The following is a 20,369-nucleotide window of genomic DNA, read 5'->3' on the forward strand; positions in this document are numbered from 1 at the left end:
ACTCAGAACCGCGAGGTCACCAAAATGAGCGCGACGTTCAAGCGAGACGTGTTCTTCAGCTTCTTCATGTTCACAGCCGATTTGAGGCCGCAGGACTCACGTTACACCCAGATTCTGGTCAATCATCTGAAAACACTCGCCGACATGGGCTACGACGGTTTCGACCTGCACATCGCCTCCCAGCCCGCGACCGTCGACCACAAGCTCGAGATCAAGAGCTATGTCGGCCTCAAGAAAGCCTTCGACAAGGCAGGCCTGAAGGATGTGAAGTTCACGACCAACGTCGGGACCACGCGCACCTTCGACCCGACCTCGCCCTATGAGGAACAGCGCAGCCAGGCTCTCGCCTACCTCAAGTCCCGCGTCGACATCACCCGCGTCCTGGGCGGCGACTCGATCATGTCCGGGCCGTTCCTCTACCCCTACGGCGTCTTCCCGGTCACGGATGCCGATGAGCCGATGTGGAGCGATGCCCTCCTGGACTGGATGAGGTCGCGCTATCGCTCGGCGCGTTCCGTGTTCGAGGACCTGGTCGAGTACGCCGACACACAGGAAGTGAAGCTCGCCATCGAGCCGGTCAAGAGCTGGGAGACACCTCCGCCCAACATGGTCTCGGAGGTGCTGGACTTCCTCGACGAGCTCGGCAGCACGCGGTGTGGCGTGACGATCGACACCGCGCAGGTCGTCATGGAAAGCCAGGGACCATCGGTCTTCAAGGCCAACGTCGCCCGAGCCGCACGGCGGGGCCAGCTCTACTACGTGCACATCTCCGCACCCGACCGCGGTGCCGTCCAGGACAGCTGGATTCCGTGGGACACCGTCCTGAACGAGATCGAGCCCGTCTACCGCGGCCCGTACCTGGTCGAGGTGTTCAACGCGATCCCGCCGTTCGACAGCTCCATGCGAATGGCCCGCCGGCGCTTCTGGCGACCCGGCGAGGACGACCCGTCACCCAACGCCGACAGCGCCTACGACGTCGCCGCGGCCGCGTTCAAGGAACTGCAGGACCGGATCACCACTTCCGCCCGAGTTCGATCCGATCGATCGCGCCAGGCCGCCACCTAGGCCGAGGTTCTCATTGGACCCGAGCCGCATCTCGCCATGACGTCGGGAAGGCCCACGAATGCTACCCCAAATATCAGATCCAATCGCCGTGGTCGCGAAACAGACGGGTGACGTCCGCATTCACTCGTTCGTCTCGTCCTTCGCGTACAGCAACATCGCGAACGCCACACACGTCATCGAAACCAAGAACAAGCTCGTTCTCGTCGACGCACAGTTCCTGGTTCCTTACGCAAGGGCGTTCCGGGATTACGCGGACGGTCTCGGCAAGCCGATCGACCGGCTCTACGTCTCTCACCGGCACCCTGACCACTGGTTCGGTCTGGGCGCCGCGTTCAGCGACGTCAGCACCTACGCGCTGGCCGAGACGATGAGCTTCATCAAAGAACACGGAGAAGACTCGCTGAGTGACCACTGGAAACTCGGCAACCTCGTTCCCGACCGAGTGGTGGTCCCCGAACAGGTCGTCAGCCCCGGGGACGAGACCATCGACGGGGTGAGGTACGTCTTCGATCTGGTGACAGACACCGAAACGGACTTCCACCTCACCATCAAGCTGCCCGAACTGGGCGTGTATTTCACCCAGGACCTGGTCTACAGCGGCACCCACCTGTACCTGTCCAAGGACATGGGCCACTGGATCCAGGTTCTGCAGGAAATGCTGTTGGAGGACTACGAACTGTTCCTCCCCGGCCACGGCCTGCCGGCCGACAAGAACGAGATCGCCCGCAACATCGAGTACCTTCTGGCCGCGCGCCAGGCAATCGGCGACGGACTGACGGGCGACGCCTTCAAGAGTTTCCTGCTGCAGCGGTATCCCGAGCGCAAGTGCCCGGGGATATTCGACATCTACCTACCCCGGCTGTTCGGCAATGCGAGCGACTACTGACGGCGAAGGTGTTCAGCCATGCACAAGGGATACACCGTAGGGCAGTACCTGGTGGACCGGCTCCGCCAACTGGGCCTGGAGCATCTGTTCTCGATCGCGGGCGACTATTCGATAGAATGGTTGAACCGGTACGTCACGCCGAGCGACATCGAGATCGTCGAAGAAGTCAACGAGGTGAATGCCGGCTACGCGGCGGACGGCTATGCGCGCCTGAAGGGCATCGGGGCGCTGTGCGTCACCTACTCCGCAGGCGCGTTGTGCGCAGTGAACGCCGTCGCGGGAGCCTATGTCGAGAAGGTGCCGCTCGTGTTGATCAACGGCACACCGAGCATCAAGAAGACTCTCACCTTCGAGCAGACCGGATTCAGTTCGCATCACTTCATCAGCGGACGCGAAACGGATCTCCAGTCGTTCGAGCACATCACCGTCGCGACCGCACGAGTCGACAACCCCGTCCTCGCACCGATGCTGATCGATTATGCGTTGACCCAGTGCATGAGCGAACGCCGCCCGATCTACCTGGAACTGCTCCAGGACATGATCGACCTGGAGTGCGAGCCGCCGAGGGGCGTTCTGCAGCCCGCCAGGATCCTGTCCGACGAGACCAGTCTCGAACAGTCGGTCGCCCAGATCTGCGCAGAACTCGAAAACGCCGACAACCCCTTGATCTGGGTAGGCGTGGAGATCGATCGGCTCGGACTGCAGCAGCAGGCCCTGAGCCTGATCCAGCGACTGAACGTCCCGTTCGTCACGGAACTCATGAGCAAGGCCGTCCTCCCCGAGGATCATCCGCTGTTCGTCGGCGTGCTCGACGGCCAGGCGTCGTCGACCGCCGTCACGGACCTGGCCAGAACGTCCGACTTCATACTCGCCCTCGGCGTGTGGCTGACCGACATCAATTCGCTGGGCTGGGAACCGGACTTCGACAAGACGGCGTTCGCGTCGCTGGACGCCGTCAAGTTCGGCACCTATTTCGGCGGACAGGTCGCGTTGGAGCACCTGATCGACGGGATACTGGCAAAACTGGTCGCACCCAGGGTCCGGCACGTGCCGGAGAAGCCAGTCCGCAGCACACCAACCGTGAGCCCGGTCGACGAGATCACCTACCAGGGGTTCTACGACTTCATTCAGAGGTACGTCGACGAGAAGACCATCGTCGGCAGCGATCCCAGCATGAACTACTTCGGCAGCCTGTTGCTCGACGTGCCGAGCCCGGGAGGGTTCGTCGCTCAATCCTCCTACTCGTCGATCGGGTACATCGCGCCGGCCGCCACAGGCATCTGCCTGGCGAAGAAGAGCGACCAGAGGGTCATGGTCTTCTCTGGTGACGGCGGCTTCCAGATGACCGCCCAATGCCTCTCGACACAGACCCGCTTCGGGCTCGACCCCATCATCTTCGTCGTCAACAACGGGGTTTACGGCGTCGAGCAGTGGCTCGCCGACTCGACGGTCTTCCACACCGACAAGCCGTTCTACCAGTCCTGCACGCTGCACCCGTGGAACTACAGCAAGCTGTCAGAGGTGTTCGGGTGCCAGGGATGGAGGGCCGGCACGTACGGGGAGCTCGAGGATGCTTTGAAGGGCGCTCTGGCGAACACGAGCAGCCCGTCCATCATCGAGGTCCTGGTACCCGGCAAATCGATTCCGGACAACGCGGACTGGAAGACCCAGTAGCTGGCTGACGGAGCTGAGATGAAGAGCTCCTTCATCCACCTCGAGGGTGGATGAAGGAGCCCTTCAAGGCACTTCCGCTCCTGACCTGCGGGTCTCTGATCGACAACCGTGTGAGCAGCGAATTTGCTCTCGTCGTTGCCGTCGGCTGCATGCGCTGGTGGTCCTCCCGTGTACCCGGCGCGTACCGGCACCGGCAGACCGCGTACCCGGCGGAAGCAACTGCCCAGAATGACCAGGGACCCCGTACCCCGCGAACGAGGTACGGGGGTCGAGTCTTGGGGGTCACCTGTCGTCGTCGGTGACGCCGATCCCTTCACGGGCGACGCGCAACGCGGTGTCGATCGCCACGCCCCCTTTGGTGCACGGCGGCGGAGCTCGAGGTCTGGCCCGTCCAGCGCGGGTAGCATCCGCAGCGCCGCCGTAAGGCCCATGTCGGACACCGTGTAGCCGACACCCTGTTGAGTCTCGCCGAGTTCGAGGAGACCCATGCGCACATCTCCGTGACCCTGGTGAACACGTCGGCTTCGCTGATCGCTGGACCGAGCGCGACCTTGATCATCGTGTGGTGCACGGCGGCGGGGCTGTTCACGAGCAGGACCGCCATGACCATCGCCCGTTGGTACTCGTCGGCCCCATGGCTCACGCGGCGCCGCCGTTGGGCGTCCAGAGACCCGGTGCGCGTGCCACCAGGAGTTGAGGGGCGTTGCGGGTGCCGGGCGCGGGCAGCTCCAACAGCCCGTGAACGACCTCGCGCAGGGTGCCCGTGCGTTGCCACACGATCCCGGTCTCGTCGGTGATCGTGCGCAACCCGTTGGCGTCGTTCCGGTCGCCAGGTGGGTAGCTCTCTGGCGGACGCGATGGATGCGCGCGTGGTCGAGCTGCGGCACCTTGACGACGTCGTGGGCAGTGCTGACTTGTTGCCCGCAATCCGGAAGGAACTGACCGAATCTCAGACGCTCGTGCGCAACGCGTCCTACAGCGACGCGACCGGGCGGAGATTGCTCACGGTCACGGGCGAGTTGGCGCAGATTGCCGGATGGGTTGCCAGTGATGCCGGACAGCATGCGGACGCTCAACGGCTGTACCTGTGGGCGCGTCCGTGGCGAACGAAGCGGGCAACGATCCCCTTGCCGCGCAACTGTTTTCCTCGCTCAGCTACCATATTGCGAACGTCGGAGAGCCTGACGACGCACTACTTCTGGCCCGTAGCGCTAGGCGATCCCGGCCGAGCGGAGCCGTTGTTGCCGGCCGCCGTCGCGTCGTATCCGGACGGACATTCGCGCGAGATCGCCCTGTCCCTCTCGTGGCTTGCGGAGTCATGCGCTCGCACGGGCGCCCTGGACGCCGCGAGAACGACACTCGACCGCGCCAAGGACTACGCCGCAAGGATGCCATCCGCGCGCACCGACGACCGTTTCAGGGCCGTTCAAGAGCTGGTGTAACGACACCACCCCTTGTCTGGCCACAGAATTGCGGCGGGGCAAGGGATACCGGTGCACCGAGCCGGCACCTCGGACTTGGGTGCTGCCATGGGTAACCCCTGATCGGGACGTAGTGACGAGTCCCAACGCCAAGGCTCGGCGGGCACATCCGCCGCGCAAAGCAAGACCACGGCCGGCGGCCCCGGTCTTGCTTTCGCTCGAACGTTCACCCGTTCGTGAGCGAACCCCTTGTTTTGCGGGACTGCACCCGATCTGCACCCGACTTGCACCAGTGACTGCGGTTTGACCGGGAATCCCTTCTGCGTCCTCCTCGTGTTGCTGTCTTACAAGGGAGACCAACATGTTCAACGCGCGTGTGGCAACGATGCTGACTGTGGCGGTGACTGGGCTGGCTGCGGTCACAGGTGTGGCCGATGCCTCGGCTGAGGATCCGATACGGCGGGCGAACGGAAAGCCCGTTCCCGAGCAGTTCATCGTGGTCCTTGCCCCGCACGTCACGCTGGCGCTGCCGACCGTCGCGTCGCAGCTGGCCGGAGCACACGGTGGCAAGGTGCGTCAGGTCTGGGGGGCCGCATTGGCCGGGTTCTCTGTGCAGATGACCGAGCGCAACGCCGCCCTGCTGGCCGCCGATCCGCTGGTGGACTACGTGGAACCGGTCGTGGAGGTGAAGCTCAGCGACACGCAGTCCGGCGCACCGTGGGGCCTTGACCGCACGGACCAGCACGCTCTGCCGCTGGACACCAAGTACGGCTACGCCACCACCGCAGCCAACGTCACCGCCTACATCCTCGACACCGGCATCCGCACGTCGCACGCCGAGTTCGGTGGCCGGGCCCGTGTCGGGTTCGACGCCGTGGGTGACGGCTACAACGGTCAGGACTGCCAGGGCCACGGCACCCACGTCGCGGGCACCGTCGGCGGCGCCACCTACGGCATGGCCAAGCAGGTGAAGCTGGTGGCGGTGCGGGTGCTGGGCTGTCAGGGCAGTGGTACCAGCGAGCAGATCGTCAACGGCATCAACTGGGTCACCCAGAACGCCGTCAAGCCCGCCGTGGTCAACATGAGCCTCGGCGGCGGCGCGAACTCCGCGATCGACCAGGCCGTGCGCAACTCCATCGCCTCCGGCCTCACCTACGCCGTCGCCGCCGGCAACGGCAACGCCCAGGGCGTGCACCAGGACGCCTGCACCGTCTCCCCCGCCCGCGTCACCGAGGCCATCACCGTCGGCGCCGTCGACAAAACCGACACCAAAGCCTCCTTCTCCAACTACGGCACCTGCGTCGACCTCTTCGCCCCCGGCGTCGCCATCACCTCCGCCACCCGCACCTCCGACACCTCCACCGGCACCATGTCCGGCACCTCCATGGCCACCCCCCACGTCGCCGGCGCCGCAGCCCTGCACCTCGCCGCCAACCCCGCCGCCACCCCCGCCGAGGTCCACAGTGGACTCGTGAACCTGGCCACCACCGGTGTCGTCCTCAACACCACGAACGGATCCCCGAACCGCTTGTTGTACACCGGTGCGGTCGCGCCCCCGGTCCCGTCGATCTTCTTCACCACGGTCGACGCGGCCATCCCCGGCAGCGGCACCGTCACCAGCCCGGTCACCGTCGCGGGGCGCACGGGCAACGCCACGGTCAACCTGAGAGTGAACTTGGACATCAAGCACAGCGCACGCGGTGACCTGACCATCCAGCTGCTTGCGCCGGACGGCAGCGCCTACCCGCTGGTCACCGCCAAGGAGTCCGACGACTCCGCCAACCTGGCCGCTCCCTACACCGTCGACGGCTCCGGTGAGGCCGCCAACGGCATCTGGCGTCTGCGGGTGCACGACGTGTACCGACCTACCGACAGCGGCTACATCGATTCCTGGCAGCTCGTCTTCTGAACCGCGGCTTTCCTGGTCAGCCTCGTGAGCGAGGCCGACCAGACCCGTGCCGGACTTGGCGGTGCGGGTGAATCCCTTCAACCGCGCACGATCCGCACCTGGCGCGGCAGCGCTTCCGGGATGTTCAGCAGACCCAGGGCTTCTCGGCCTCGAGCTGTTCGTCGGTGAACATCTGCTGACTCGTCGAGTGGTTGGGGAACCGGCCCCTCGCGCGCCTCGAACGCGTGCAGGTCCCAGCTGGCCGACCGGCTGAGCACCGCCTTGCCGTAGATCAGCTTGGCCTTGCCGTCGTGACAGAAGCACAGGACGCGCATGCACCGCCTGCGCAACAGCCGGCGTGTCGCCCAGCTACGTGCGACATGATCCCCAACGCGGAGCACTGGCGGGTGTCCGTGTGGGAGGCGCAGGAGCTGCAGCACGCGATCATGGGCTACCTGCCCGGCTACGCGACGCCGCGGATCGTGTGCGACGTTGTGCGTGCCGTGGGCAAGCGGTGGTGCACCAGCTCGCCGAATACGACCGTGAGCTGGGCATTTCCTACTGGACGAAGAACTACCGCACCGGGATCGAGCTCAAAGACCCGGAGGCACTGGATCGCCGCTACCCCTACTACGACCCGATCTCCACCCTCGGCGAGGCCGGCCAGAAGTGGTGGACCGACCAGACCTGACAGGTCACGATGGGGCCGTTTCGGGACATCTTCCGAAGGCTGTGCGTGCCGAAAATTACGTCCGCACAGGTCAAGCGGCGTGCCGATACTCCGCCTACGCCGACATCACCGGCCACACGTTCGACCTGCCACAGGCATTCGCCGACGTCATCACCTTCAACTCCGGGCCTCTCCACACTGGAGTCTGACCTGTACTGCTATTTCAACGGGCTCAAGCTGTGCGGGACTCGCGCAACTCGGCGATCATCGCGGGCCTGGTGTCGAGTTGTCCAAGCATGATCGAACGGGTGTCACTTCGCGGTCCCTGCTGGCAGCCGAGAAGGAGCAGGTCCGTTCGCCAGCTGTTGAGATCCACGCGACTCTGTGAGTTCGGGTGTCCGTGTGCCGCCCAAGGGATCTGTCCCATGTGAGGTGCACTACGGGACATTGCGGATGTGGATCAAATAAGCCCGTCCGGAGGGCTCCGAGCCTGCTGCGCAAGCGCGGTCACCACGTGCCCATGTGCAGGTGACGGAGACGAAGCTGCAGCTCGGCCAGGAAACGTGCGTCCGCGTCGGCCGCGTCGAATCCCGTCAGTTCGGTGATTCGCCGCAGCCGGTTTCGGAAGGTGTTGGGATGGATGTGCAGGTGGTTGGAGGCTGCGGCGACGTCACCGAAGGAGTCCAGGTAGGCCGTGAGGGTCGGGAGCAGGTCGGTGTGGTGCACGCGGTCGTGCCGGTCGAGCTGGTCGACCGGGCCGTCGAGCGGGGTGCCGGCGCGTCGCAGTGAGCCTGCGACTTCGGAGAGCACGAAGGCGACCTGGATGTCCGCGAACGACGCGATCGACGGCACGGTGCGGTGCTTCAGCAGCGTTCGCAGGACGAGATCGGCTTCTTCTTTGGCCGCAACGATGTCGTCGGCGCCGTCGCTGACGCCGCCCAGAGCCAGGACGATCTCGTCGTGCTGGACCGCTCGGCGGTGGAAGGCTTCAGCGATCCTCCTCGTGCGTGCCAGCGCTTCGGCGTCGCTCGTCGACGGCTGCCACGGGAGCACCGCGTAGGTCGTGCCGTCCACGAACGTCGTGGTGGCGCGGGTGTGGCCGATCGCGAGGTGCAGGGTGAGAGGTTCGAGGACCTTGCGACGGTCGGACCAGGTGTCGTCGGCTCGGGCCGCCGCCGGAGTGCGCGCGGCGATGATCGTGAGTTTGTTCGTGGCGATCCCCAGGCCGGCCGCAGGGCCGGTGATGTCGCCGCCGCGGAGCAGGGCTGCGAGGAGATCGGACTTGCGGGTGGGGAGCGGGTCGCCGCCGGTGCTCAGGATGCGCGCGATCGCGTGGGCGATCTGGCTGAAGTCGCGGTTGCGATCCGGATCGAACGGCTCGTCGGCGGTGGCCCACAGGTAACCGAACAGGCGGCCGTCGATGCGCACGGAGGTGGCCATTCTCGGCTTGGCGGTGCTGGAAGCGGGTTCGAGGAACAATGGCGTGTCCGACGCGGCGAGTTGTGCGAATGTGCCGCGTTCCCGCAGGGTCGAGATGAGCCAGCTCGGTGCCCTTCTGCCGAGGATGCCGGTCACGCGTTCGTCGTCGGCCTCGTCCTGCCGGTCGGACCACGCCAGCACCGCGAGTTTCGGGTCCTCCAGCACGAGCGGGGCGTCGACCAGGATCGCCGCGGCGTTCAGCGTGGTGAACAGGTCGTCCGTCGGAGGTGCCGGCGCTGAGGTCGCCGACCACGCGGTGACGACCCGGCGCACGTCGTCGACGAAGTCCGTCCAGGAGATGCCGGCGGCCAGTTCCAGCACAGCTGAAGCGCCGGCGCGGAGCAGCGAGTCCGCGATCGGACCGCGGCACACGACCATCCTGGCGCCGGCCCGCTGCAGCGCGGGCACGTCGGCCTCCGTGACGTTCGGGGCGAGCAACAACGTCCCGGGCGACACGGGCTCGTTCGGGTCGTAGATCGCCACCTGCCGCACCGAAGAGGTCGCCGGCCCGTCCGACGCGACCAACCGGACGATCGAGTCGCCCAAGGTGCCGACCAGCTCGTCACACGTCGGATACGCCTGCACCTTCCCATCATATGAGAGCCACTGTGCAAAACGCACGGATGTCGCTGGCGATCCTGGCCCTTTCGACCTATCTGACGAGGGTCGCCATGTCCGAGGCTGTGCGAGTCAACAGCCCGAAGGGAACGCAGTGACAACTCACGCATCGATCCGGGTGTCCGACCTCGCCGGCTACTCCATCGACCCGCACCACGGTTTCCTACCCGCGCAAGATCCACTCGACGCGCTCGACAGCCGGTTCGCGATCTGGGAGTCGCTCGCGCTCGACCTCTCGGCGCTGGTGATGACCGGACGGCTGCGCGCGGCGGTCGAGCACATGCCGGAACTGGCGATCGACGGACTCACGAGCGAACCCGAGCTGGAACGCGCGTTCCTCCTGCTGTCCTGTCTGGGCAACGCCTACGTCTGGGGTGGCAAGAGCCCGGCGACCACCATTCCCAGGGCGCTCGCCGTCCCCTGGTGCGCCCTCGCAACGCGGCTGAACCGGCCACCGGTCATCGCGCACGCGTCCATCGTGCTGAACAACTGGCGGCGTCTCACCACCGACGAACCCCTGAGCACCACCAACATCGACACCCAGCTGACGTTCCTCGGCGGGGTGGACGAGAAGTGGTTCTACCTCGCCACGGTCGGCGTCGAGCTCACCGGCGCTCCCGTGCTGCCGTTGCTGGTCGGTGCCCAGCACGCGGTGGTGGCGGGCAACACGGACCGGCTGACCGCCGACCTGCTGGCCATCGCCGAGGTGATCACGCAGACGACCGGGGCCTTCCTCGACGTCGAACGCTGGTGCGATCCGCACGTCTTCTACCACCGGGTGCGTCCGTACCTCGCGGGCTGGGACGAGCCCGGCATCGTCTACGAGGGAGTCGACGACGAGCCGCGGGTCTTCTCCGGTGGCAGCGCCGCGCAGAGCTCACTGATCCAGGCCATCGACGCGGGCCTCGACATCCCGCACGAGCACGAGCTGACCCGGTCGTTCCTGCGCGGAATGCGGGACTACATGCCCGTGCCGCACCGGCGGTTCCTCGAGGACCTCGAAGCCGGACCCTCCGTGCACGACCACGTCACGAGTCAGGCCAGTCCACAGCTCACCGCCGCCTACAACTTGTGCGTGACGGCGCTCGCCGAGCTGCGCGCGCAACACATCGGTCTCACCGGTCGCTACATCAGGCGCTTCGAACGCGGCGCCGAAGAGCGCGGCACCGGTGGCACGAACTTCACCGCGATGTTGACGGCATCGAGGGCCGAGACCACCTCGAGGGAGCTCTCATGACCGTCTACCGCGGCTACCAGCAGCACGAGCTGGACCTGCAGTACTCCCCCAGCAGCCTCGTGGCGGACTTCGGCGCCGTCATCGACGCCTACCGCGACGACAGCGCCGCGGCCCGCGCGCTGCTCCCCCACGACAGGCGGAACCTGCGCTACGGAACCGAGCCGGGCCAGACACTCGACATCTTCTCTCCCTCGGACGAGCCGGGTCCCGCGGTGTTCTTCGTGCACGGTGGCTACTGGCAGCAACTCAGCAAGGACGACTCGACGTTTCCCGCCCCCGGTCTGCTGGAGGCCGGACTGCGCTACGTCACCCCCGACTACCCGCTGGCTCCCCACGCCCGGCTCGACACCATCGTCGAGTCCGTCCGGGAAGCGTTTTCCTGGTTGTGGCACAACGCTTCCTCCCATGGAATCGACCGCGAGCGGATCGTCGTGGCCGGTTCGTCGGCCGGGGCCCATCTGGTGGCCACGCTCCTGGCCACGGACTGGACCACCCGAGGTCTCCCCCGCGACCCGATCGCCGGAGCGGTGCTGCTGGGCGGTGTGTTCGATCTCCGCCCGATCCGCCTGACCTACGTCAACGACGTGATGGGGCTGAACGAGATCGACGTCGTTCGCCTGAGCCCACAGCTGAACAGCGCGGCCGTCCACTGCCCGGTCGTCGTCGCCTGGGGAGAGCACGAGACCGCCGAGTTCAAACGCCAGTCCAGCGAGTTCGCGCAGCACCTGCGTTCGCGCGGGATCCCGGTGACGAGCTTCGAACAGGCCGGGCGCAACCACTTCGACTCGCCGTACGACCTGGGCGAGCGGGACAGCAGGTTGTTCACGGAGGTGCTCCGGCTGGTGGACGGGACAGCGGAAACGCTGGACCGCGCGGACCGGCTGGCGCGCCATCGTGCGTGGTTCAGCCTGCCGGAGGACTCCGTCTACCTGGTCGGCAACTCCTTGGGACCGTTGCAGAAGAACTCGTGGCAGCGAGTGAGCCAGGTGCTCGGCGAGGAGTGGGGGCGCGGTCTGGTGGGCAGCTGGAACTCCGCCGGCTGGTTCGACAAGCCGAGAACGGTCGGTGAGCAGATCGCCCCGTTGATCGGCGCCGCGCCCGGCCAAGTGATCGCTGCCGACAACACCTCGATCAACCTCTACAAGGCGCTCGTGGCCGCGCTCGCCCTGCGACCGGGCCGAAGTGTCGTCGTGGCGGAGGCGGGAGCCTTCCCCACCGACCTCTACGTGATCGAGGGTGCGTTGGAGTCCTTTCTCGGGCACAGCACCAGGCTGATCGAGAGCGGCGGCCTCGAAGCCGCGCTGGACGACGACGTCGCGGTGGTCGTGCTGAGTCACGTCGACTACCGGACCAGCGCGTTGCACGACCTGGCCGAGGTGACCAGAACCGTGCACCGCAGCGGTGCCCTGGTGATCTGGGACCTCTGCCACAGCGCAGGCGCGCTGCCGATCCACCTCGACGAGAGCGAGGCCGACTTCGCCGTCGGCTGCACCTACAAGTACCTCAACGGCGGCCCGGGATCACCCGCCTTCAACTACGTCGCGCGCCGCCACCAGGAAGCGGCCCGGCAGCCCCTGTCCGGCTGGCACGGCCACCGCTCGCCGTTCGAGTTCGCGATCGAGTACGTGCCTGCGGACGGGATCAACCGGTTCCGCACGGGCACGCCGCCGATCCTGTCCTACGCACCGCTCGAAGCGAGTCTGGAGTTGTGGCGCGAGGTGGACCTGACCGAGGTCCGCGCCAAGAGCCTCGCGCTGTCGGACATGTTGATCAACGCGGTCGAGGCCGAGCTCGGTCTCGAAGTCCTCACGCCGCGAAACCCCGCCCACCGCGGCAGTCACGTCGCACTGCGGCACGACCACGCGTACGGAGTCGTACGCGCGCTCATCGACCGCGGAGTGGTCTGCGACTTCCGCGCCCCTGACGTGATCCGAGTCGGGCTGGCCCCTCTCTACACGCGTTTTGCCGACGTCCAGAAGGCGGTCGAGGCGTTGAAAACCGTTCTGGCCCAAGAAGAGTGGGCGCGCCCGGCCTACCAGCAGCGGCTGGCGGTGACGTGATGATGTGGATTCGCAACTTCGTCGGCGGCGAGTTCGTCGACCCCGACGAGAACGCGGGCTTCGACGACGTGAACCCGGCGACCGGCCAGGTGCACGCCCGCATCCACGAGGCCTCCCCGGAACTGGTTGACCGCGCGGTCATCGCAGCCCGGCGTGCCCTTCCCGCGTGGGCTCGCACGCCGGTGCCCGAACGCGTCGCGGTGCTGCGCCGCGCGGCGGACCTGCTGGCCGAACGGTTCGACGAGTTCGCCGCGGCCGAGGTCGCCGACACCGGCAAACCCGTCACCCAGGCCAGGGAGCTCGACGTCGCGAGGGCGCTGAGCAACCTGCGCACCTTCGCCGACGTCGTGGCGACCGCCGGGCTGGAGTCGTTCCTCACCGACCTGCCCGGCGGTGGGCAGGCGCTGAACTACGCGGTACGCAAACCACTCGGGGTCGTCGCGGTGATCGTGCCGTGGAACCTTCCGCTGCTCCTGCTGACCTGGAAGGTGGCACCGGCACTGGCCTGCGGCAACACCGTGGTGGTCAAACCGAGCGAGGAGACGCCTGCCACCGCCACCCTGCTGGCTGAGGTCCTGGCCGAGGCCGGGCTGCCGTCCGGTGCCTACAACGTCGTGCACGGCTTCGGTGCCGGGTCGGCGGGCGGACACCTCAGCGGGCATCCGGGAGTCGACGGGGTGACGTTCACCGGCTCTTCCGAGGCAGGAATCCACGTCATGCGGAGCGCGGCGGCACGGGTGCGGCCCGTGTCGTTCGAGCTCGGCGGCAAGAACGCGGCGATCGTGTTCGACGACGCCGACCTGGCGGCGACGGTGGACGGTCTGACGCGGTCGGTGTTCGCCAACACCGGTCAGGTCTGCCTGTGCACAGAACGGGTCTACGTGCAGCGGTCGGTGTTCGCGGACGTCGCCGACGGGCTCGTGGAACGGGCACGTGCGCTGCGGATGGGATCCCCGCTGGACGAGACGACCACCACAGGGCCACTCATCTCGCGGACACATCGGGACAAGGTCCTCCACTACTTCGAACTCGCCCGACGCGCCGGCGCCGAGGTGCTCACCGGTGGTGGTGTGCCGACGCTCGGCGGTGACCTGGACTCGGGTTCCTGGGCGGAGCCTACGTTGTGGACGGGTCTGACCAATGTGGACGCTCCGGTGCGGGAGGAGATCTTCGGCCCGGTGGCCGCGCTGATCCCTTTCGACACCGAGGACGAGGCCGTCGCGCTGGCCAACGACACCGACTACGGTCTCGCCGCCTCCGTGTGGACCACTGACCTTCGCCGCGGCCACCGGGTCGCCCAGGCGATGAACGTGGGCATCTCGTGGGTCAACACCTGGTTCCTGCGCGACCTGCGCTCGCCGTTCGGCGGGGTCGGCCTGTCCGGGCTGGGCCGCGAAGGCGGGGCCTCGTCACTGCACTTCTACACCGAGCCGACGAATGTGTGCGTGCGCCTGTGACCGACCGAGATGCCCAGATCGACACCGCCGTCACGATGCTGACCGAGGCCGCGAGGAGCGGCATCCCGTGTCCTCCGGTGCGCGACCATGTGGCGGACATCGACACCGCCTACGAGGTGCAGCGCCGGCTCACCGCCGCCCGCGTCGAGACCGGCGCCCGGCGGGTGGGCGCCAAGATCGGCCTGACCGCGCGCGCCGTGCAGCAACAGTTCGGCGTGTACCAGCCCGACTTCGGGATCCTGCTCGACGACATGGTCAACGGACACACCGAACCGTTGCGGCGCAACCGGTTCCTGCAACCCCGCGCCGAAGGCGAGATCGCGTTCGTGCTGGGCCGTGATCTCGACCAGCCCGGCGTGACGGTCGCGGACGTGTTGCGCGCGACGGACTTCGTGCTCGCCGCCGTGGAGATCGTCGACTCGCGCATCGCGGGCTGGGACCTGACCATCACCGACACCGTCGCCGACAACGCCTCCAGCGGCGCGGTCGTCCTGGGCACCACGCCGTTCCGGCTGGACGGACTCGACCTCGCACGAGTTGGCATGACCCTGCACCTCGACGGCGAACCGGTGTCGTTCGGCGCCGGGCACGCCTGCCTGGGTTCACCGGTGGTCGCGGTCGCGTGGCTGGCCAGGGAACTGGCCAGGCGAGGACAGCCGCTGGCAGCGGGAGACGTGGTGATGTCCGGCGCGCTCGGCCCGATGGTCCCGATCACCGGAGCCGGCCGGTACCGGCTGGTGCTGGACGGACTCGGCGAGGTCGAGGCCGTCATCGAAGAGGAGGAGGACGCGTGAACGGAACTGTGCCCGTTGCGATCATCGGCTCCGGCAACATCGGCACCGACCTGATGATCAAGGTGTTGCGGCACTCGCCGACGCTGCGCATGGCCGCGATGGCGGGGATCGACCGGGCATCCGAAGGACTCGCGCGCGCGACCAGGCTCAACGTGCCCACCACCGCGGGAGGTGTCGACGGCTTCGCCGCGATGCCGGAGTTCGCCGACGTCAAGGTCGTCTTCGACGCGACCTCCGCCAAGGCACACGCCCGCAACGCCGAGGTCTGCCGTGAGCACGGCAAGCTGATGATCGACCTGACCCCGGCGGCACTAGGCCCATTCGTGGTCCCACCGGTCAACCTCGGCACCCACGCCGACGACGGCAACCTCAACATGGTGACCTGCGGCGGGCAAGCCACCGTGCCGATCGTCGCCGCCGTCTCCCGCGTCACACCGGTCGCCTACGCCGAGATCGTCGCCTCCATCTCGTCCCGCTCGGCCGGTCCGGGAACCCGCGCCAACATCGACGAGTTCACCGAGACGACCGCCAGGGCGATACGCGAGGTCGGCCGGGCGGAGGCGGGCAAGGCCATCATCGTCCTGAACCCCGCCGAACCACCCCTGGTCATGCGCGACACCGTGTACTGCCTCGTCGAGGGACCGGTCGACAGCGACCGGATCACGGACTCCGTGCAGGCCATGGTCGACGCCGTCCGCGAGTACGTGCCCGGCTACCGGCTCAAGCAACGGGTGCAGTTCGACCCGGTCGACGACGTGCTGGTCCCCGATCTCGGCAGGCGAGTCAGCGGCGTGCGCGTCTCGGTGTTCCTGGAAGTGCGGGGCGCCGGGCACCACCTGCCCGACTACGCGGGCAACCTCGACATCATGACCGCCGCCGCGGTGCGCACGGCCGAGCAGGCGGCAGTGCTGCGAGGGTGGGTGCCGGCATGACGCTCTACCTGCAGGACGTGACCCTCAGGGACGGCATGCACGCCATGGGCCACGCCTACACCCTCGACCAGGTGCGCGCCATCGCCTCCGCCGTCGACAAGGCAGGAGTCGCAGCCGTGGAGATCGCGCACGGCGACGGGCTCGCCGGTTCGAGCGCGAACTACGGCTTCGGTGCACACACCGACGACGAGTGGATCGCGGCCGCCGCCGAGGTCGTGACCAACGCGAAGCTGACCACGCTGCTGCTGCCCGGCATCGGCACCATCAAGGACCTGCGACGCGCGTACGACCTCGGCGTGCGCAGTGTCCGGATAGCCACCCACTGCACCGAAGCGGACGTCAGTGCCCAGCACATCACCTGGGCGCGGGAGCACGGCATGGACGTGGCCGGGTTCCTCATGATGAGCCACCTCGCCCCGCCGAACGCCTTGGCCGCACAAGCCGAACTGATGGAGTCGTACGGCGCGCATTGCGTGTACGTCACCGATTCCGGCGGCCGGCTGACCATGCGCGACGTGGCCGAACGAGTCGACGCCTACCGCCAGGTGCTGGCCCCGGCGACCGAGATCGGCATCCACGCCCACGAGAACCTGTCGCTGTCGGTGGCCAACAGCGTGACCGCCGTCGAACACGGCGCCACACGCGTCGACATCGCCCTCGCCGGCCAGGGCGCCGGTGCGGGCAACTGTCCCGCCGAGGCGTTCGTGGCCGTAGCGGACCTGCTGGGCTGGGAGCACGGCTGCGACCTCTTCGCGTTGCAGGACGCGGCCGACGACGTGGTGCGGCCGTTGCGGAACCGTCCGGTCCAAGTGGACAGAGAGACCCTCACCCTCGGCTACGCCGGTGTCTACTCCAGCTTCGCCCTGCACGCCGAGCGGGCGGCACGCCGGTACGGGCTGGACACCAGGGAAGTCCTGCTCGAGGCCGGTCGGCGCCAGCTCGTCGGTGGTCAGGAGGACATGATCGTGGACGTCGCACTGGACCTGGCCGGTGGTGCCCGGTGAGCACCCTGGAGGCATTGGCAGAGCGGCTGGACGTCGCACAGCTCTCGCGGACTGCCATCCCGAGCCTCGGCGACGGGCTCGGCATCGGGGACGCCTATGCCGTGCAGTCAGCGGTGCTGGCCAGACGGACGGCGCGAGGTGAACGACTGACCGGCGTCAAGCTGGGCTTCACCAGCAAGGCCAAGATGGCGCAGATGGGCGTGTCCGAGGTCATCCTCGGCCGGCTCACCGACGCCATGCGATCCGACGACGGCGCGGACGTGGTCCTCTCCCGGTTCATCCACCCGAGGATCGAGCCGGAGATCGCGTTCCGGCTGAGCCGTGACATCGAGTCCGACGACCCCACCGACATCGAGTCCTGTGTGGACGCTGTGGCGCCCGCGTTGGAGATCATCGACTCCCGGTATCGCGACTTCCGGTTCACGCACGTGGACGTGGTGGCGGACAACACTTCCGCCGCCGGTTACGTGATCGGCGCCTGGCATCCCGTGCAGGACCTCACGAACCGGGCCGTACGCCTGCTCAGCGGACGCACGGAACTCGTCGGCTCCACCGCGGCGATCCTCGGCGCGCCCGTCCGCGCGCTGCACGCACTCCGCGGTGTGTGCCGAGACCACCGAATCCCGTTGCGGGCCGGGCAGATCGTGCTCGCCGGCGCGGTCACCGCCGCGGTGCCGTTCACCCGTGGCGTGACCACGTGCGACGTCGCCGGACTCGGTATGGTCACCGTGCGAGGGGTGTGAGATGACCGAAGCCCACGTCATTGCGGGCAAAGCCACCCCGAGGGGCCGCTTCCCGCACGTCAAAGTCGCCGGCGACTTCGTCTTCGTCTCCGGCACGAGCTCGCGTCGGCCCGACAACACGTTCGTCGGCGTCGAAGTCGACCAGATGGGTACAGCGACGCTCGACATCCGCGAGCAGACCCGTGCCGTGATCGAGAACATCCGCGACATCCTCGGCACCGCAGGCGCACGGCTGCAGGACGCCGTGCAGCTCACCACCTACCTCGTGTCCATGAACGACTTCGGCGGCTACAACGAGGTCTACGGCGAGTACTTCGACGAGCACGGCCCCACCCGGACCACGGTGGCCGTGCACCAGCTCCCGCACCCGCACCTGCTCATCGAGATCCAGGTGGTCGCTCACCTGCCCCGCACCACCTGACCGCAAAGGAGAAGACCCGTGCCCGACATCCCCAAGGTGATCGACTTCGCGAGCTGGATCGCCGAGCACGAGCACCTGCTGAAGCCGCCGGTCAACAACCGCACCATGGCGGTCGGCGACGACTTCATCGTCCAGGTCGTCGGAGGCCCCAACCAGCGCACCGACTACCACCTCGACCCGTACGAGGAGTGGTTCTACCAGCTCAAGGGCGACATGCACGTCAACCTCATGACCTCGGACGGGCCCCAGGCCGTGCACATCAGGGAGGGGCAGGTCTGGCTGTTGCCCGGGAACGTGCCGCACTCGCCCCAGCGCCCGGACCCTGGTTCGATCGGCCTGGTCATCGAGCGCGTCCGTGAGGAGGGCACGCTGGAGAAGTTCCTGTGGTACTGCCAGAACTGCTCCGCACTCCTGCACGAGGTGGAACTTCAGGTCCACGACATCGTGACCGACCTGCCCCCGGTCTTCGAGCAGTTCTACCACGACCAGCAGGCCCGAACCTGTGCCGAGTGCGGCACAACGCATCCGGGAAAGGGCTGAACGCGTGGACGGGCTGATCGACGTCCACACCCACTACGTACCGCGCGGCTGGCCCAACCTGACCAACGAGTCCTTTGTGGATGCTCCCTGGCTGCGGATCGAGTCCGAGTCCGACGCGATGATCATGCTGGGCTCGCGAGAGTTCCGGCGCGTCCACGCCGACTGCTGGGACGCGGAGACCCGGTTGCGCGACATGGACACGGACGGAGTGGACGCCCAGGTCGTCTCCCCCACCCCGGTCTTCTTCAACTACGGGCGGGACGGGGAGGAAGCGACGAGGATCGCGCGGATCTTCAACGACCTCGCGCTCGACATCACCTCGAAGGCTCCCGACCGGCTCATCCCGTTCTGCCAGGTGCCGCTGCAGGACCCGGACTCCGCGTGCCGCGAGCTCGACCGTTGCCTCGCGAACGGGCACCGCGGCGTCGAGATCGGAAACCACGTCGGCGACGACGACCTGGACAGCGCCGGAGTCGTGACGTTCCTCCAGCACTGCGCCGCACAGGACGTCCCGGTCTTCGTCCACCCCTGGGACGTGGACACCTCGCCCAGGTCCGCGCGGTGGATGGCCCAGTGGCTCACCGCCATGCCCGCGGAGACGCACCTCTCGATCCTCGCGATGATCCTCGGCGGCGTCTTCGACCGCGTGGACCAGGGCCTGAAAATCTGCTTCGCCCACGGCGGCGGTTCCTTCGCCTTCTGGCTCGGCCGGGTGGAGAACGCCTGGCACCGCCGGCACGACGTCGTCGGCACGTCGGAACACCCGCCCGCGCACTACCTCGACCGCTTCTCCGTGGACTCGGTGGTCTTCGACCAGCGGGCGCTGCGACTGCTGGTGGACACCCTCGGAGCGGACCGGGTGATGGTGGGCAGCGACTACCCCTACCCACTGGGCGAACGCCCGGCCGGCGCGGTGGTGCGCGCGAGCGAGCACCTCGACGCCGTGACACGACACAAGATCTACCGGGGAAACGCCGAGCGGTTTCTGGGTCGGCTCCCGAGAAACGGAGAACAGAGATGAAGGAACTGCTGGACCTGGTCGACCGGACCGGAACAACGGACAGCATCGCCGTGGAGATCGACGGGAAGAAGACAGCAGTGATCCTGCTGCACACCACCGGCGCGAAGTCGGGCGCGGAGCGGCGAACGCCGGTGATCCGGATCGAACGAGACGGCGTCTACGCCATCGTGGCTTCGGCCGGTGGCGCTGACACCAATCCGTCGTGGTACCACAACGTCAAGACCAACCCGGACGTCGTGGTGCAGGACCGGACCGAGGTCTCCCGGTTCACCGCGCGCGAGGTGGCCGACGACGAGCGGGCGCGGTGGTGGGACGAGGCCGTGTCGACGTTCCCGCCCTACGCGGACTACGCGAGCCAGACCACGCGGACGATTCCCGTGCTGGTGCTGGAATCTCGCGAATGACGAAGCCGGGTGTCGCAGTCTCCGCAGGACGACCGACACGGCGAAAACCGCGTAC

19 protein-coding genes and 1 pseudogene are annotated in these 20,369 nt (G+C 67.4%); 17 read left to right on the top strand and 3 right to left on the bottom strand.

Annotated elements, in window-relative coordinates; genetic code table 11:
* The first annotated feature begins 66 nt into the window (after positions 1-66).
* The 3 genes from AOM45_RS14000 (at position 67) to AOM45_RS14010 (ending at position 3,625) form a co-directional block, all read left to right on the top strand.
* Positions 67-1,065, top strand: coding sequence for a sugar phosphate isomerase/epimerase family protein (locus tag AOM45_RS14000; protein WP_269083644.1), 999 nt, complete (start codon positions 67-69; stop codon positions 1,063-1,065).
* 88 nt (positions 1,066-1,153) lie between these two features.
* Positions 1,154-1,951 carry an MBL fold metallo-hydrolase gene (locus AOM45_RS14005; RefSeq protein WP_201779960.1) on the top strand — a complete coding sequence of 266 codons (798 nt, stop codon included), beginning with the start codon at positions 1,154-1,156 and terminating at the stop codon, positions 1,949-1,951.
* A gap of 18 nt (positions 1,952-1,969) precedes the next feature.
* The gene (locus AOM45_RS14010) at positions 1,970-3,625 is read left to right on the top strand and encodes an alpha-keto acid decarboxylase family protein (RefSeq protein WP_030473880.1); all 1,656 of its coding nucleotides are present in this window, start codon (positions 1,970-1,972) and stop codon (positions 3,623-3,625) included.
* Positions 3,626-4,264: 639 nt separating this feature from the next.
* On the opposite strand, the gene AOM45_RS50850 is transcribed toward AOM45_RS14010, so the two are convergent.
* Positions 4,265-4,432 (bottom strand): hypothetical protein, encoded by a 168-nt coding sequence (locus AOM45_RS50850; RefSeq protein WP_156094458.1) that lies wholly within the window; start codon positions 4,430-4,432, stop codon positions 4,265-4,267.
* A 62-nt stretch (positions 4,433-4,494) separates the two neighbouring features.
* Between AOM45_RS50850 and AOM45_RS14015 the strand changes: the two genes are divergently transcribed.
* Together AOM45_RS14015 and AOM45_RS14020 are read left to right on the top strand one after the other, a co-directional pair.
* The gene (locus AOM45_RS14015) at positions 4,495-5,067 is read left to right on the top strand and encodes a hypothetical protein (RefSeq protein WP_156094457.1); all 573 of its coding nucleotides are present in this window, start codon (positions 4,495-4,497) and stop codon (positions 5,065-5,067) included.
* Positions 5,068-5,407: 340 nt separating this feature from the next.
* Positions 5,408-6,955, top strand: a complete 1,548-nt coding sequence (locus AOM45_RS14020; protein ID WP_059362439.1) for a S8 family serine peptidase — start codon at positions 5,408-5,410, stop codon at positions 6,953-6,955.
* 77 nt (positions 6,956-7,032) lie between these two features.
* Here AOM45_RS14020 and AOM45_RS14025 read toward each other — a convergent pair whose 3' ends face one another.
* Positions 7,033-7,269: a hypothetical protein gene (locus AOM45_RS14025; protein WP_030471354.1), complete on the bottom strand. Its 237-nt coding sequence runs from the start codon at positions 7,267-7,269 to the stop codon at positions 7,033-7,035.
* A 39-nt stretch (positions 7,270-7,308) separates the two neighbouring features.
* Between AOM45_RS14025 and AOM45_RS49520 the strand changes: the two are divergent.
* Positions 7,309-7,625: pseudogene (locus AOM45_RS49520) on the top strand (lysine 2,3-aminomutase); the annotation flags it as partial.
* A gap of 486 nt (positions 7,626-8,111) precedes the next feature.
* On the opposite strand, the gene AOM45_RS14030 reads toward AOM45_RS49520, so the two are convergent.
* Positions 8,112-9,668, bottom strand: a complete 1,557-nt coding sequence (locus tag AOM45_RS14030; RefSeq protein ID WP_030471355.1) for a PucR family transcriptional regulator — start codon at positions 9,666-9,668, stop codon at positions 8,112-8,114.
* A gap of 127 nt (positions 9,669-9,795) precedes the next feature.
* Here AOM45_RS14030 and AOM45_RS14035 point away from each other — a divergent pair, with 127 nt between their 5' ends.
* Genes AOM45_RS14035 through AOM45_RS14085 form a run of 11 tightly spaced genes read left to right on the top strand, consistent with a single transcriptional unit; the run spans position 9,796 to position 20,314 of the window.
* Positions 9,796-10,938, top strand: a complete 1,143-nt coding sequence (locus AOM45_RS14035) for an indoleamine 2,3-dioxygenase (protein ID WP_162185730.1) — start codon at positions 9,796-9,798, stop codon at positions 10,936-10,938.
* Entirely contained in the window at positions 10,935-12,998 is a 2,064-nt protein-coding gene (gene kynU, locus AOM45_RS14040; protein WP_156094202.1) for a kynureninase, read from the top strand. Before AOM45_RS14035 ends, kynU begins: the two co-directional genes overlap by 4 nt.
* Positions 12,998-14,455 carry a 2-hydroxymuconic semialdehyde dehydrogenase gene (locus tag AOM45_RS14045; RefSeq protein WP_030471358.1) on the top strand — a complete coding sequence of 486 codons (1,458 nt, stop codon included), beginning with the start codon at positions 12,998-13,000 and terminating at the stop codon, positions 14,453-14,455. The genes kynU and AOM45_RS14045 overlap by 1 nt, the downstream gene beginning before the upstream one ends.
* Positions 14,452-15,249 (top strand): 2-keto-4-pentenoate hydratase, encoded by a 798-nt coding sequence (locus AOM45_RS14050; RefSeq protein ID WP_236703488.1) that lies wholly within the window; start codon positions 14,452-14,454, stop codon positions 15,247-15,249. Before AOM45_RS14045 ends, AOM45_RS14050 begins: the two co-directional genes overlap by 4 nt.
* A complete protein-coding gene (locus AOM45_RS14055; protein WP_030471360.1) occupies positions 15,246-16,181 on the top strand; it encodes an acetaldehyde dehydrogenase (acetylating) in 936 nt (311 codons plus the stop codon). The genes AOM45_RS14050 and AOM45_RS14055 overlap by 4 nt, the downstream gene beginning before the upstream one ends.
* Positions 16,178-17,185, top strand: coding sequence for a 4-hydroxy-2-oxovalerate aldolase (dmpG, locus tag AOM45_RS14060; RefSeq protein ID WP_030471361.1), 1,008 nt, complete (start codon positions 16,178-16,180; stop codon positions 17,183-17,185). Before AOM45_RS14055 ends, dmpG begins: the two co-directional genes overlap by 4 nt.
* Positions 17,182-17,928, top strand: a complete 747-nt coding sequence (locus tag AOM45_RS14065; protein WP_030471362.1) for a 2-keto-4-pentenoate hydratase — start codon at positions 17,182-17,184, stop codon at positions 17,926-17,928. The genes dmpG and AOM45_RS14065 overlap by 4 nt, the downstream gene beginning before the upstream one ends.
* Position 17,929: 1 nt before the next feature.
* Entirely contained in the window at positions 17,930-18,349 is a 420-nt protein-coding gene (locus AOM45_RS14070; protein ID WP_030471363.1) for a RidA family protein, read from the top strand.
* Positions 18,350-18,367: 18 nt separating this feature from the next.
* Positions 18,368-18,889, top strand: a complete 522-nt coding sequence (locus tag AOM45_RS14075; RefSeq protein WP_030471364.1) for a 3-hydroxyanthranilate 3,4-dioxygenase — start codon at positions 18,368-18,370, stop codon at positions 18,887-18,889.
* Between the two features lie 4 nt (positions 18,890-18,893).
* Entirely contained in the window at positions 18,894-19,910 is a 1,017-nt protein-coding gene (locus AOM45_RS14080) for an amidohydrolase family protein (RefSeq protein WP_030471365.1), read from the top strand.
* A complete protein-coding gene (locus AOM45_RS14085; RefSeq protein ID WP_035912595.1) occupies positions 19,907-20,314 on the top strand; it encodes a nitroreductase family deazaflavin-dependent oxidoreductase in 408 nt (135 codons plus the stop codon). Before AOM45_RS14080 ends, AOM45_RS14085 begins: the two co-directional genes overlap by 4 nt.
* Positions 20,315-20,369 lie beyond the last annotated feature (55 nt).

It is taken from the genome of Lentzea aerocolonigenes (assembly GCF_000974445.1).
Taxonomy (GTDB): domain Bacteria; phylum Actinomycetota; class Actinomycetes; order Mycobacteriales; family Pseudonocardiaceae; genus Lentzea; species Lentzea aerocolonigenes.